Here is a 14,767-nt window from a genome sequence, read left to right as displayed (position 1 = left end):
TTATTTATTCAATAATATCGATTATGATAAGCTAAGTTACTCTTGAGAATATACAGTTTTCTTTTAATGAATTATTATAAACCCGCAGTTTCCATCCTTAGAAATTCAACTAAAACCCTTGTACCTTTTACCATATCATCAATAGAAGCAAATTCATCCGGATGGTGACTAAGTCCGTTTCGACATGGAATAAAAATTAACCCAGATGGCCATTTCGTTGCCATATTCATCACATCATGTCCCGCCCCACTGTCCATAACATGAGCTTGTAAACCAATTCCACTACAAGCATGAACTAATTTATACTGCATCTCTGAATTAAGTAGCACAGAATCATTGTCAACTAGAGTTGTAATCTCAATGTTAACGTGATGTTTTCTTTTTATTTCACTGCAGTAATCTTTAATTTTTTCAGCAAAATCTCGTTTCGTAACATCATCGACACTACGGATATCAATACCAAGCTCAACCTCACCAGGAATAACATTCATGGCATTTGGCTTCAAATGTATTGTACTAACGGTTGCCACAAGTGAACGTTCTCCTGTTTGATCAATTTTCATTGCTTCGTCACTTACGAAATTAACCAACGGAGCAATTGCAACAAAAGCATCCTGACGATTGTTCATTGGGGTTGTACCTGTATGATTTGCCATGCCGGAAACAGTTATTTTTAAACGGACTGGACATGCCACACCGCTTACAACACCAATATCTGCATTATTTCCTTCTATCTGAGTTCCCTGTTCAATATGCAACTCCACAAAGCTTTCTAGTTCCTCAACTGGTTTTACTGCTTGTTCGATCGTCTTCCAGTTAATCCCAAAACTTTCCATCGCCTGTTTTGCCGTAACGCCATCACGATCTTTTATGGAAGCTAATTCTCCTTTATCAAGCGTTCCGGCAATCGCTTTACTTCCTATCGTGGACAAACCGAATCGTGCTGATTCCTCCGATACAAAACAAATAATCGCGATGTTTTTGGTCGGAAGAAACTGGCTATTTTTTAAAGCCTTTACTGCCGCCAACGCACAAAGTACACCAGCAACACCATCATAGCCGCCACCATTGTGGACAGTATCAAGATGTGATCCTACCGCAATTGTTGGTGCTTTCTTGTCCACCTCCCAAACTGCCCATTGGTTACCTGCTTCATCCTGATATGTGTTAAGTTCGAGCTCCCTTGCAATTTTACGAAACTGATGATGCGCTTCCTTTTCTTCCTTTGAAAAGCTTAATCGGCTGAATCCATCTGGAAGTTCCATCGTGTCGGTAAGATTGAGATTGTGCAATTTCTCCTCTAACCATGATGCTAGATTAAGCAATCACAGATCCCCCCTTCACGATGTTTACGTATGTTTCTAGCGCCACTGGTAAAACTTCCTCCTGAAAATCAAATGACGGGTGATGATGAGGATAATTTAATTCTGTTCCAAACAGCATATAAGTAGCTTTCCCACCATTTTGCTGAACACGATTTACCATAAAACTAGCATCCTCTGAACCGGAGACTTTGGCTACAGGAACGACCTCTTTAACAAATTCACTATTGCCGCACCAGTTTTCAATCATTGAAATCAATGCTTGATCACAGGCAATTTCTTCGGTAACACCTACCTGATCAATCCTGCATGTAACATTATGCATGTTTGCTGCTGCACGAATAACACGTACTGCCTCATCGAGCATAAATTGATTGATCTCCTGTGTTTTACCACGCGTTTCTACTTCCATATAGCCATTATCAGGGATTATATTTCGACCGCTTCCTGCTACAATTTTTCCTACATTGATACGTGTAATTCCATCACTATGACGTGGGATAGCGTATAAATTAGATGCTGCAGTAGTTGTTGCAAGCAAAGCATTTTTCCCTAGTTCCGGATGCATTCCGGCATGTGACGAAACTCCTGTAAAATAAGCGTTCAATTTTGTGGATGCAAGAAACCCCTGTATTGTAGCAGCCACTGTTCCTACTGGCATCGATTGAATCCCAATATGGCCAGTGTAAAAATAGTCGACATCATCCAACCATCCCTTTTCTGTCATGGCTTTAGCACCTCTTCCTCCCTCTTCAGCAGGTTGAAACAATAGTGTAAAGCGCCCTGATAAGTTATCATGATGTGTCGCGATATAGGTTGCGACACCTAAACCAATTGTCATGTGACCATCATGACCACACGCGTGCATTATGTTCTTTTCCTTGGAGGCGAATTCATTTTGGAATGGAAAATGTCCCACATCTGCTGTCTCGTTAATCGGCAGGGCGTCGATATCAAAACGAAATGCAACATGGTCACCCTCTTTATCAGTATCCCATACGGCAACAAGACCGGTGAAACCACCACGCATTTTAGCTAACCACGACTCCTCAACACCACAGCTAACCGCTTTTTCTTCCTGTTCTTTGAGAGCAATTTCATCTGGTAACCCTAAACGAGAATCATCATCCAAAGCTTCTTTTCCAACATGAATAGTGAAACCCAGTTTTTGCAGTTCCTTGCCAAGTTTATACGTCGTAACATATTCCATAAATCCCAATTCAGGTTCATAATGAAAGGATCGACGCCATTCGATTAATTGAGGAGTTAATTTTTTAACGAAATTACTAGTCATGAAGAACCATCCCCTTCTCATCATTCTATGTTTACAATCGTTCTTTATAAGAACATTCTATAAAAATTTCTCCATAAACTGCACAATCAACGTATTCATTTGAATATGGTTTTCGATTTTCTCTGTTTGATGTCCCTCATCTTCAAAGATTACTAGCTCTACTTGTTTCCCCTGAGCTTTTAGATCCGCTGTTAGCTGTTCCGCCTCAGTCACCGGAACACGCGTATCGTTTCGACCATGGAATAGCAGTAAAGGTACAGAAATGTTATCCGTATGATTTAAAGGAGCAATTTGTTCAAAAAAATCTTCGTCATGATCTAATGAACCATACTCAAACTCCCTTAATTTCCTTCTCCACGGACCCGTATTTTCTAAAAATGTCTTAAAGTGTGAAATGCCAACAATGTCTACTCCCGCTGCCCAAACATCTGGATAATGTGTCAGTGCAGCTAACACCATAAATCCACCATAACTACGTCCCATTATCCCGACTTTCTTTGGATCAACCATATTATTTTCCACAAGGTCTTTGACTAGCCACTTTAAATCAGCGACTGAATCCATCCGTTTTCGTCCATCGTCCAATTTTACATATTTCCGACCGTATCCCATACTTCCACGGACATTTGGTGTCACTACCGCAAATCCATTAGCTGCTAAAAATTGAATAACAGGATTAAACTCAGCACGGATTTGGCTTTCAGGTCCTCCATGAACATATACTACGACAGGCTGGGACTCCTGTTTATTCCCATAATAAAAATACGGAACCTCTAATCCATCAAAGGATGTAAAATGACACAATTCAGGTTCCATCCATAAGTGTTGTACATCCTTTGCTTCACCAACATAGGTAACTCGCTTTACTTTTTTAGTTTCTAAATTGATTTTCCAAACATCACCTGGAAGTACAGCACTTTTTACATGAATGAATAATTCATTCTCACTTAACCAGGAAAGCGATTGTAATACACCCATTGGAATCCCTTTGATATAATCGTTTGTTTGAGTATCAAGGTTATAAATGCCAAACTGTGAAATACCTCCTTCATTTACAGTAAATGCAATTTTAGTTTCATCCGGAGATAGCTTGATTTCCTCTATATCCCATTTTTCAACAGTAAATAACTCCTTCAACTTAGATGGTTCAGTGAATGAAAACTGATAAATGCCTAAAGTGTCACGATCCACATCAGTTAATAGAAATCCTCCTTTTCCATCCTTTGTCAATTGCAATGATTGATACCTTGCCAATGTATTCTCTTTGCCAAGTTTATTAGTCTCTTTTGTTTTCACGTGTAACACATATAAGGATTGATCGATATTCGTATCCGGCATACTTACGATTAGGCTCTCACCGTCTTTCGTCCAGCAAATCGGTGTACAATTTCCATCTACTTTGTATACAACTTCCTCTGTTTTTGTTGCAAAATCCAGTACATAAACATCGAAATAACCTGGATGGCGGCGATTACTTGAAAAAGCTACTTTCGTCTCATCCGGGGACCACCCACCAAATTGATGAAAATGTTCACCAGATACGACAAGTTCCTCGACATTGGCACTATTATTACGCAGCAGGTACAGTTGCTGTTTTTCGTTTCCTTTACAATCCATCCCAATTATTGTTTTATCTCCCGAGGGGGAATGATGTACAGAAAGAACCCGATCCTGCAAGTCTGTATATTGTTTAATTTGCGATGTTTCCTCGTCCCATCTCCACACTTGAGGTATTCCCGTTTCTTTTGATATAAATGTAAATGCTTTTTGAGTTGGGATTACTTTTGGTTGATATGCACCATAAACATTTAAATAGGTAAACAATGTTTGATCTTTAGTAGAATTAGCCATGTTTAATCTCCTTTATAGATTTGTTAATTACCGTAAAAAACAAATAACCCAATAATAGATAGAAAGATTGATGCTGAAGCAAAACTTGCCATGAATAAAAGCATCCATTTTGCTGAGGATTGTTTAAATTGTTTTAACCCTTCATCGTTAGCAAATCGCTGGTCTGTCCGTTGTAGAGATCTGGACTTTCCAGTAGGCATAAAAAATTGTCCCATTGACCTAAATCCAGTTGTAAATAAATCAAAAAATTTTGTTTGCCAGATCTTAATGCAAGCGGTGACGATAGAGGAAATCAATCCGAATAGAAAGGTGTAGTTAATCCATTCCACTAACGACCAATCAAGGAGAACTTTACACCCAATCCAAACAACTATAATGCAACTATTCAATAAGATTAACTTCCTCATTTTCATCACCCTCAAATTAAAGTCTCTTTTCACATATTTTGTTAACTTTTTACGCCGAAGTTTCTGTAAAATGTGACGTAAATATTGTTGTTCCTGGATATCGCAGCCCGTAAACACTCCGTTTCCGGGTGCGGCTGATGAGACCCCTCAAGGAAGTGGTCTTCTTCCGAGGAGACTCATCGCGAGCCCACGGAAACGGAGTGTATTTCGGAACGGCAGTCTAATGTCTTTGGTATAATACAAAACTACAATCTTTTGAAAATAGCCTAGTTAAAAGAGATAAAGCCCCTTGTAAATCCAACGTGCAAATTGCAAATGATTGGAAAGGGACTTTATCACATAGAACTATACATGTCTAAATAACTTATTCAGCAGTTTTCGATGCCCATTTTAGATTTGGATAACGGTTTACGTAATAGACAATATCTTTGAATTGTGTATTTACCAAATAATTATTTTTATAGAAATATACTGGCATAAACGGCATGTCATCCAGCAAAATCTTTTCTGCTTGATGGAGCATCTCATAACGTTTTTCCTGGTCTTGTTCTACTTTAGATTTTGCCATGATTGAATCAAATTCTTCATTCACCCAACCTGTACGGTTATTTGGACTATCACCCAAGTAGTAGTCAAGGTTTACAACGGGATCAAGGAAGATACCGATCCATCCCATACGGGCCATTTGGAAATTGTGTTGTTTCGTTGTTTCTAAGTAGGTTCCCCATTCCTGGTTGCCTAATTTGATATTCACACCTAAATTTTCTTTAAACATTTCTTGTACAGCTTCAGCTACTTTTTTATGGTTTTCCGATGTATTATACATTAATGTAACTTCTGGTAACTCATCCCAGCCTTCTTCTTCCATACCCTCTTTTAGTAGTTTCTTAGCTTCTTCTGCATTTTCTTCAAATTGTGGACCACCGTTTTCACGGAAATCCCCATTTGGAGTGTTTGCTCCAGGTGGCACCATCGCATATGCTGGTGTTTCTCCTCCTAATGTCACATTTTTCGTTAGTGATTCACGATCAATTGCCATAGCAAACGCTTTACGTACTTTTTTATTGGTAAACGGTTCTTTATCTACATTAAACATATACATATATGTTCCATAATAAGGGACCTCTTTATATTCTGGATTTTCCCTCTCTGTCGCAATAACATCAGTAGGTAAAGTCATAACAAGATCTAATTCACCTGTTTTAAACATTTGGTAGTATGTTGTTGCCTGGTTTACTAATTCAAATGTGACTTTTTCTAAATTCACTACATCTTTATCATAATACTCATCGTTTTTTTCAATAACAACATAACTGTCGTGTTTCCATTCAGACATTTTAAATGGTCCGTTACTTACAAAAGTATCAGCTTCTGCTGACCAATTTTCATTTGCTTCCACAGCATCTTTTTGTACTGGGTAGAATGTCCATAAAGTTAGTAAACTATCAAAATATCCTAATGGTGAATTCAACTGTACCTCAAATGTAGTATCATCTACGGCATTGATACCAACATCTTCAACTGAACCATTTCCTTTGTTATACGCTTCGGCACCTTTAATATAGTACATATAAAAAGCAAAAGCACTTCCTGTTTCAGGGTCTAATACACGCTTCCAAGCATATTCAAAGTCTTCTGCAGTTACCTGTGAGCCATCAGACCATTTTGCATCTTCCCGCAGTGTAAACGTGTACGTTTTTCCATCTTCAGATACCTTTACATCTTTCGCTACTCCTAGAACTGGATTCCCTTCTTTGTCACGTGTGTAAAGTCCTTCAAAAATATGGTCTAAAATCCAGCCAGATGTCGTGTCAGTTGCTAATGCCGGATCAATTGCAGGTGGCTCTGTCATGGCATTAACGACCATTTCCTGTTTTACTTCATCACTATCCTTACTGTCTGTTGTGGCCTCTTCATCTCCTCCTCCGCCGTAACACCCAGCTAGAACAGTTGAGATTGTCAGTAACATTACTAACGCTAGCAAGCCTTTTTTCATTTTCCCTTCACTCCCTATTATTTTTAAATAAAAGCAAATACATAAAAGGTCTTGACAGCTAGTTCACCTCCTATAGTTAATATAAATGGCAAGCAGTCCAATGCTCCGCTTCTACTTCTTTCCATTGTGGCTCCTGCTGTGAACAAATCTCCATTGCAAGTGGGCACCTTGTACGAAAACGACAGCCGCTAGGGGGATTTGTCGGGCTTGGTGGATCACCAGCAAGAACGATCCGATTCCTTTTTGCAGCACGTGGATTTGCCTGTGGTATTGCAGATAGTAATGCCTTTGTATACGGATGCAATGGACGATCAAACATATCATTGCTGTTGCTAAGTTCCATCATTTTCCCTAAGTACATCACACCAATACGATCACTAATATGTTTTACCATGCCTAGATCATGGGCAATAAAAAGATACGTTAAGCCTTCAGATTCTTTTAGATCTTCCATTAAATTAATTACCTGTGCCTGGATAGAAACATCTAATGCTGAAATTGGTTCATCAGCAACAATAAATTTCGGTTCAACCGCTAATGCTCTTGCAATACCAATTCGCTGTCTTTGGCCACCACTAAATTCATGTGGATACCGTTTTGCATGTTCTGGACGTAACCCGACACGTTCTAGCAATTGATAAATTCGATTGGTACGCTCTTTTCCTTTTAGAAGTTTGTATGCATCCAATCCTTCTGCAATTATATCTCCTACCCGCATTCTAGGATTAAGCGATGCATGTGGATCCTGGAAAATAATTTGCATTTCTTTGTTTACTTTTCTTTTCATCTCTTTATTAAATTGCGTTACATTTTGACCATTGTAGATGATAGTTCCTTCGGTAGGTTGCTGTAGACCTACAAGTGTTTTCCCTAACGTAGATTTTCCGCTTCCACTTTCACCAACCAATCCAAATGTTTCCCCTTTTTTCACCATAAAAGATATGTCATCAACAGACTTAACTTCAAGACCTTTTTTAATTGGAAAGTACTTTTTTAATGCTTGGATTTCGACAAGCTGTTCTGTCACTATTCTTCCCTCCCAAGTGCAACCGGTTCTTCTACCTTTGGTGCCCGCGGATCATTCAGCCAGCACTTGGCGACATGTCCACCATCGATTTCATATTCTCCCGGCATTTCTTCTATACAAACCTCCATCGCATATTTGCATCGTGGTGCAAACGGACAACCTTTTGGAGGTGCAAAAAGATCTGGTGGTGACCCATCAATTGGTTCTAGTTGTTTTTTCTCTTCTTCATCAATGTTTGGAATCGAATTTAATAATCCCCATGTATATGGATGTTTTGGATTTTCGAATATATCAAAAACTGTTCCACTCTCTACCATCATTCCGCCATACATCACGATAACCCGTTTGGCTGTTTCAGCTACCACACCAAGATCATGCGTTATTAAGATTATTGATGTTTTCGTTTCTTCCTGTATTTGTTTCATCAACTCCAGCACTTGTGCCTGAATGGTTACATCTAATGCAGTTGTCGGCTCATCAGCAATTAACAGTTCTGGATTACAAGCAAGCGCGATGGCAATCATGGCCCGTTGCCGCATCCCACCACTATACTCATGTGGATATTGATTGTATCGTTCTTCAGGATTGGGAATACCTACAAGCTTAATCATTTCAATCGCCCGCTTTTTTGCTTCAGCTTTTGACGCATGTTGATGAATGATTAATCCTTCTTCGATTTGCTTTCCGACCCGCATCGTAGGATTCAATGATGTCATTGGATCTTGGAAAATCATACCAATCTTAGAACCTTTAATTTTCCGTAATTCCTTTTTAGGCTGTTTTAACAGTTCTTTTCCTTGAAATTGGATACTACCACCTTTAATAATGCCGGGTGGGGTTGGGATAAGTCCCATAATCGATTGCACAGTAACACTTTTACCACTTCCACTTTCACCAACAATCGCTAAAACTTCTCCCTTATCAACGTGAAAGGAAACATCCCTAACAGCTTTTACTTCCCCGCCATACGTTTTAAAATTTATTTTCAAATTGTTAACTTTTAATAAATGACTCATATTGTCTACCTCCTAATTACGGGCTTGTGGATCAAGCGCATCCTGTAATCCGTCACCAAACACATTGAAAGCAAACATGGTTAGCGAGATCATAAAGGCCGGGAAAAATAGTCTCCACCATTGTCCACTTAATATAACGCCTAATGCATCGTTCGCCATTGTGCCCCAGCTAGCAAATGGAGCTTGCACACCAAGACCTAAGAAACTTAAAAACGCTTCAGCAAAAATTGCTGTTGGAATGGTAAATGTTAAATTAACAATAATGATTCCAATTGTATTAGGTAGTAGATGCCTAAAAATTATTTTTGCATGTGACGTTCCTAGCTTTTCAGCGGCCATTACATATTCCTGTTCCTTCAATTGCAGAACCTGTCCACGAATGATACGTGCCATTCCTACCCAGCCTGTAACAGATAATGCAATGATGATTGTCAATACACCTGGTTCCATAATTACCATTAACAGAATAACTACGAGGAGGTAAGGGATTCCGTATAAAATCTCTACTATGCGCATTAATATATTGTCAATGCGGTCTCCTACCTTTCCTCTACCAGCCATATAACCGGATACACCGCCAACAATCACACCAATAACAAGATCAATTAACGCTGCAAAAAAACCGATTGTTAACGAAACCCTTGCACCTTGCCATGTTCTGGACCACATATCACGACCCAAATCATCCGTTCCAAACAGATGCTCACTAGATGGGGCTAGATTTGCGCCGGTTAAATCTTGTTCAGATGCACTGTATGAAACCATAGATGGACCAACTATTCCGAAGAAAATAATAATCAAAAGAAGCAATAATCCCAGCACAGCTAATTTATTTTTAAGGATACTTAACAATGTATCTTTCCAAACGCTTAAGCTTGGACGCTGAATCGAATCTGTTTGTATTTTTGCTGTATCTACCGATCGAAACAATGAACTATCCAATTGCTTTCCCATGATCAATCCCCCTTACTAGTCAACTTAATTCTTGGATCAATGAATCGATAGGAAATATCGATTAAAAACAATGTAAAAACTAAAATTACGCTAAAGAATACAGTTGTTCCCATAATTACTGGATAATCACGATTAAAAATACTATCAACAAAATATTTACCGATACCTGGTATAGCAAATATTTTTTCAATAACGAATGTACCAGTTATTAATGATACAAATAGTGGTCCGATAAAGGATACGACAGGTAATATCGCATTCCGAATTCCATGTTTGAGAACAATTTTAAACGACGATAGACCTTTTGCATCCGCTGTTTTAATATAGTTCTGATTCATAACCTCCAGCATACTCGAACGCATAAACCGAGCAACAACAGCCAAAGGTGTAGTTGCCAGTGCTAACGTTGGTAGGATGGAATGTTGAAATGATCCCCACGAGGCAACTGGAAGCATTCCCCATTTAACCGAAAAGTAATTGATTAGTAATGGAGCTAAGATAAAGCTCGGTACAGATATACCAACAATGGCTATTACCATCGAGACATAATCTAAGAATCGATTATGGTACAATGCTGCGATGATCCCCAGTAATAAGCCAAATATGATAGCGATAAGCAACGATTGAAGTCCCAGTGTTGCAGAAGCAGGAAAACCCGATGAGATAATGTCATTTACGGTACGAGTCTCTGATTCAATCGATGGACCCAAATCGAACATCACTAGATTCTTAATATAGAGCACATACTGAATAGGAATTGGTTCATCAAGGTTGTATTTCGCTCGCATGTTCTCAACAACCTCTTCAGGAAGAACATCTGCATCAGATGCAAATGGATCACCTGGAATAAACTTCATAATGACAAACGTTAAGGAAGCAATCACCCATATCGTGAGTAGCATCGTAAAAAAACGTTTTACAATATACATAGCTTATAGCACCCCCATTATCATTTATCTATTGTTTTATGCATTAACATTACCTAAAACTCCATTTGTTGCAGTCATGGCAATAATGACACATGCCCACATGTGTTTGTATGCCGTAACAATGTCAGTACATGAAAAGCGGATTTTTTTTGGACCTATTAACTCAACAGTTGGGAGCGTTGTTGTCATTTTAGCCTGTTGTGGCCCTTTGAATTCCAGTTCAAATGTAATTGCCCCAGTTAATGTTACTGCCTTCTGTTCTTTCGCCTTTTTGATCGCACTTTCCGCTTTTTGACGTATTGCGTTTTGAGCTGTTTCAGGATGCAGCAATTCTGCAGCAAAGCGATCTACTGCCCGTTTGGTAACAGCGGCTTCGACATTCGGCAATGTTTCTTGCACTTCTTTTACATAGGCATCATCCCCACTAATGAATAGTGGTGGAACCCCAAAAGCACCTGCAACATAAGTGTTAAGCTCTGTTTCACCAACGATTTTTCCGTTAACTTTCATCTCATTCACACAAACGCCTGCTAATGTATGACTAATGACTGTTACATCTGATCCACCCTCACGACCATGATGTCCGACAAACATAATTCCATCGAAAGAATCATCCAATCCTTCTAATTGACACATCACACGGTTACTTCCGGAAACGAGTCTTGCACGCGGCTCTAAATCTTCTATTAAAATATTAGACATATTTCCATGTCCATCCGCTACAACCACTTCTGTTGCCCCTCCTTTAAATGCACCATCAATCGCTGCATTCACATCAGCAGTCATTAATTTACGAAAACGTTGGTATTCATGGGGAGTCTTTAGTTGTTGATTGGTTGCTACTCCTGAAATTCCTTCCATATCAGCCGAAATAAAGATTTTCATTTTTATTCACTCCTGTGTATTTTTATGTAATGTTGTTTTTACTAAAAACTATTTGATCCATATACTCCAGTTACAACATATAGTCAAATGTATTTCTATAAACTTCCAGTTGTACAATCGTATTAACATCCGTAACTTCGTCAATTTGATTGATGTCACGCAACACCTTTGTAATCTGATCCTGATCTTCTACTGTAATTTGTACAAGTATGGGATAATCCCCCGATGTTAATGTAATATAGCGTATTAGCTTAACCTTCTTTAGTTCCTCAACTACAGTAGAGATTCCCTTAGCTTTTACTTTTAATTGGATAATCGCTCCTGCTTTCAGACCCAAAGCAATTGGATTGACAACCCCAACTACTTCGAGAATTTCTTTATCCAGCAAGCTTTTATAACGTAAACGGACTGTCTTTTCCGTAACACTTAAACGCGTAGCTAATTCTGTAAAAGACATCCTCCCATCGTTTGATAAAAGCTTAATAATCCCACGATCAAGTTCATCAATTTTATAGTTCATATATACTACCCGCTTTCCGACTTCTAAAGTCCTTACCTTGGACAAATTAGGTACTATTACAATTTTTAAGACTACTTTACAATATTAAAAATATATTCTATTATCTAAAAAAGGAAGAACGTTAGAGGTAATTATATAGTATGTATTTTCAGAAATCAATTACTTTTTTAAAAAATTTAGGAGGTTTTGTCGTGTTAGCAATAAAAAATTCGACTATTTACGACGGAAAAGGAAACATCTTGGAAGATCAAGTTATTTTAGTTAAAGATGGAAAGTTTACATCCGTCACAACCAATAGAGATCTACCGGAAAGGTATAACGTGATTGATGCAAAAGGTAAAATTGTCACCCCTGGATTAATTGATGTTCATACACATCTTGGTGTCTCCGAGGAAGGAGTAGGAAAAGAAGGAAGCGACTTTAATGAAACAAGTGACCCGGTTACACCACAAATACGAGCAATAGATGGGATTAACCCAATGGAAATGGGATTTGAAGATGCACGCAGGGCTGGAGTAACAACTGTTCAAGTAATGCCTGGAAGTGCAAATGTCATTGGTGGAGAAATGATAGTGTTAAAAACAGCAGGGAAAATTGTTGACGAAATGGTATTAAAATCTCCCTCAGGAATGAAAGCTGCAACTGGAGAAAATCCAAAACGCTTTCATGGAGAAAAAGGAAAAATGCCTGTTACAAGGATGGGAGTTGCTGCTAGATTAAGAGAAAAACTGATTGAAGCCCAAAACTACATAAACGCTGTGGGCACTGAAAGAAAATTGGATCTGGAAAATCTAGCAAAAGTTTTGAAAAAAGAAATTCCATTACGAGTCCATGCCCACCGAGCAGATGATATTTTAACAGTGCTACGCATCAAACGTGAATTTGACATTAACGTGACAATTGAACATTGTACAGAGGGGCACCACATCGCTGATTATATTGCCAAACATGACGTAAGGGTTTCATTTGGTCCGACAATGTCTACACGCTCAAAAGTAGAGCTGAAGGATAAAGGTTGGACAACCATAAAGACGTTATTGGACGCTGGAGTGCCGTGTTCGATCACGACCGATCATCCCGTTGTAGGTATTGAATATTTGGTAACAAGTGCCATTCATGCTATCAAAAACGGGATAACAGAACAACAAGCGTTACAGACTATCACCCTTGATGCAGCAAAACATATTGGTGTAGAAGACCAAGTTGGATCAATCGAGTCAGGCAAAGATGCTGATTTTGTAATATGGAATGGCAATCCGTTTGACCTTAGAAATAAAGTTGAGAGCGTATTTATTAATGGTGAGGAAGTTTAAAAAGAAAAGGGAGAACCACTAATATTGGTAGTTCTCCCTCCCTTTTGCAAAAACATGTAACCTACCAAATTCCCAATTTACCAATTCTTCGTGCTGCTTCCTCCAGATTTTCTTCTGAGTCTAGTAAACCCGCTCTAACATAGCCCTCTCCCGTTGTTCCGAAACCATTTCCCGGTGCCACCAGTACATTTGCTTTTTCCAGCAGTAAATCAGCAAATTGTTCAGAAGTATAACCCTTTGGGACTTTTAGCCAAGCGAAAAATGTACCGTTTGGTGCATCTACTTTCCATCCGATTTGATGAAGTGCTGCAATAAAACAATTACGCCGTTTTTCATATATATCTAGTAACTGCTGAACCGCAGACTGATCTCCTGTTAGCGCATGTGCTGCAGCATGCTGAATAGCACCAAACAGACTTACATGGAGATGATCCTGAATGAGGTTGAGACTCTCTATCACAGACGAATTTCCTACCGCAAAAGCTATTCGCCAGCCAGCCATATTGTATGTTTTAGAAAGTGTATAGATCTCTACACCAACATCCTTTGCACCTGCAGACTGTAGATAGCTTTGCGGTTTCTTTCCATCAAAACCAAGTGACCCATAGGCAAAATCATGAACGACACAAAAATGATGACTTTTCGCGCGCTCAATTGTTTCATCAAAAAACTGCTTTGACGCTGTTCCTGCCGTAGGATTGTTAGGGTAATTCAAAAACATTACCTTTGCCTTTTCCAACACATCGGTCGGAACCGCATCATAATCTGGCAAAAAGTCATTTTCCTTTAAAAGCGGCATAAACGTTGATTCCGCCTCAGCCATAGCGATTCCAGACAAATAATCCGGATAACCTGGATCAGGTAATAATGCCACGTCACCTTTGTTCAGTAAACACTGGCTTAATTCAACAAGGCCTGCTTTTGCACCAAATAAAATGGCAACTTCTTCATCTGGATTAATGGATACATCGTACTCTCTTTCATAAAATTCTGCCACCGCTCCTTTCAAATATTCAAATCCTTGAAAGGGCGAATATTTATGATTAACTGGGTCCTCTGCTGCAATCTGTAAATCCTTGACAATATGTTCCGGGGTCGGTAAATCTGGATTACCCTGACCAAGATTAATAATGTCATAGCCTTGCTCTTCCAAGCGTTGTGCTTTTTTCGCAAGCTTTGCAAAAAACTGCTCTGGCAACCGCTTCAGCATTTCCGATTGTTCAAATGTCCGCACCGTATCCACTCCCCTAGAT

At 39.0% G+C, this 14,767-nt stretch carries 13 protein-coding genes; 1 reads left to right on the top strand and 12 read right to left on the bottom strand.

Annotated features, from left to right (window positions below; genetic code table 11):
• Positions 1-74 precede the first annotated feature (74 nt).
• The 11 genes from CS937_RS17270 to CS937_RS17220 form a co-directional block, all read right to left on the bottom strand.
• Positions 75-1,325: a M20 family metallo-hydrolase gene (locus CS937_RS17270; RefSeq protein WP_099159711.1), complete on the bottom strand. Its 1,251-nt coding sequence runs from the start codon at positions 1,323-1,325 to the stop codon at positions 75-77.
• Complete coding sequence (locus tag CS937_RS17265; RefSeq protein ID WP_099159710.1) at positions 1,318-2,616, bottom strand: amidohydrolase; 1,299 nt, start codon at positions 2,614-2,616, stop codon at positions 1,318-1,320. The genes CS937_RS17270 and CS937_RS17265 overlap by 8 nt, the downstream gene beginning before the upstream one ends.
• A 57-nt stretch (positions 2,617-2,673) precedes the next feature.
• Positions 2,674-4,467: a S9 family peptidase gene (locus CS937_RS17260; protein ID WP_099159709.1), complete on the bottom strand. Its 1,794-nt coding sequence runs from the start codon at positions 4,465-4,467 to the stop codon at positions 2,674-2,676.
• Positions 4,468-4,490: 23 nt separating this feature from the next.
• On the bottom strand, positions 4,491-4,874 hold the full coding sequence (locus tag CS937_RS17255) for a DUF3899 domain-containing protein (protein ID WP_176555870.1): 384 nt from the start codon (positions 4,872-4,874) through the stop codon (positions 4,491-4,493).
• Positions 4,875-5,238: 364 nt separating this feature from the next.
• Complete coding sequence (locus CS937_RS17250) at positions 5,239-6,870, bottom strand: peptide ABC transporter substrate-binding protein (RefSeq protein WP_099159707.1); 1,632 nt, start codon at positions 6,868-6,870, stop codon at positions 5,239-5,241.
• A gap of 76 nt (positions 6,871-6,946) precedes the next feature.
• A complete protein-coding gene (locus CS937_RS17245; protein WP_099159706.1) occupies positions 6,947-7,897 on the bottom strand; it encodes an ABC transporter ATP-binding protein in 951 nt (316 codons plus the stop codon).
• A complete protein-coding gene (locus CS937_RS17240; RefSeq protein ID WP_099159705.1) occupies positions 7,897-8,913 on the bottom strand; it encodes an ABC transporter ATP-binding protein in 1,017 nt (338 codons plus the stop codon). The genes CS937_RS17245 and CS937_RS17240 overlap by 1 nt, the downstream gene beginning before the upstream one ends.
• Positions 8,914-8,925: 12 nt before the next feature.
• Positions 8,926-9,867 carry an ABC transporter permease gene (locus tag CS937_RS17235; RefSeq protein ID WP_099159704.1) on the bottom strand — a complete coding sequence of 314 codons (942 nt, stop codon included), beginning with the start codon at positions 9,865-9,867 and terminating at the stop codon, positions 8,926-8,928.
• A 2-nt stretch (positions 9,868-9,869) separates the two neighbouring features.
• A complete protein-coding gene (locus CS937_RS17230) occupies positions 9,870-10,796 on the bottom strand; it encodes an ABC transporter permease (protein ID WP_099159703.1) in 927 nt (308 codons plus the stop codon).
• Positions 10,797-10,832: 36 nt separating this feature from the next.
• On the bottom strand, positions 10,833-11,681 hold the full coding sequence (locus CS937_RS17225; RefSeq protein ID WP_099159702.1) for a M55 family metallopeptidase: 849 nt from the start codon (positions 11,679-11,681) through the stop codon (positions 10,833-10,835).
• A 70-nt stretch (positions 11,682-11,751) separates the two neighbouring features.
• Complete coding sequence (locus CS937_RS17220; RefSeq protein WP_099159701.1) at positions 11,752-12,201, bottom strand: Lrp/AsnC family transcriptional regulator; 450 nt, start codon at positions 12,199-12,201, stop codon at positions 11,752-11,754.
• Between the two features lie 191 nt (positions 12,202-12,392).
• On the opposite strand from CS937_RS17220, the gene CS937_RS17215 reads away from it, so the two are divergent.
• Positions 12,393-13,514 carry an amidohydrolase gene (locus CS937_RS17215; RefSeq protein WP_245835783.1) on the top strand — a complete coding sequence of 374 codons (1,122 nt, stop codon included), beginning with the start codon at positions 12,393-12,395 and terminating at the stop codon, positions 13,512-13,514.
• Positions 13,515-13,575: 61 nt separating this feature from the next.
• Here CS937_RS17215 and CS937_RS17210 read toward each other — a convergent pair whose 3' ends face one another.
• Positions 13,576-14,748, bottom strand: a complete 1,173-nt coding sequence (locus tag CS937_RS17210; RefSeq protein WP_099159699.1) for a pyridoxal phosphate-dependent aminotransferase — start codon at positions 14,746-14,748, stop codon at positions 13,576-13,578.
• Between the last annotated feature and the right edge of the window lie 19 nt (positions 14,749-14,767).

Origin of the sequence: Virgibacillus ndiopensis, assembly GCF_900187325.1 — a bacterium.
Taxonomy (GTDB): domain Bacteria; phylum Bacillota; class Bacilli; order Bacillales; family Amphibacillaceae; genus Virgibacillus_E; species Virgibacillus_E ndiopensis.
Note: the sequence above shows the minus strand (reverse complement) of the source record. Positions and strands in the feature narration are given on the sequence as shown.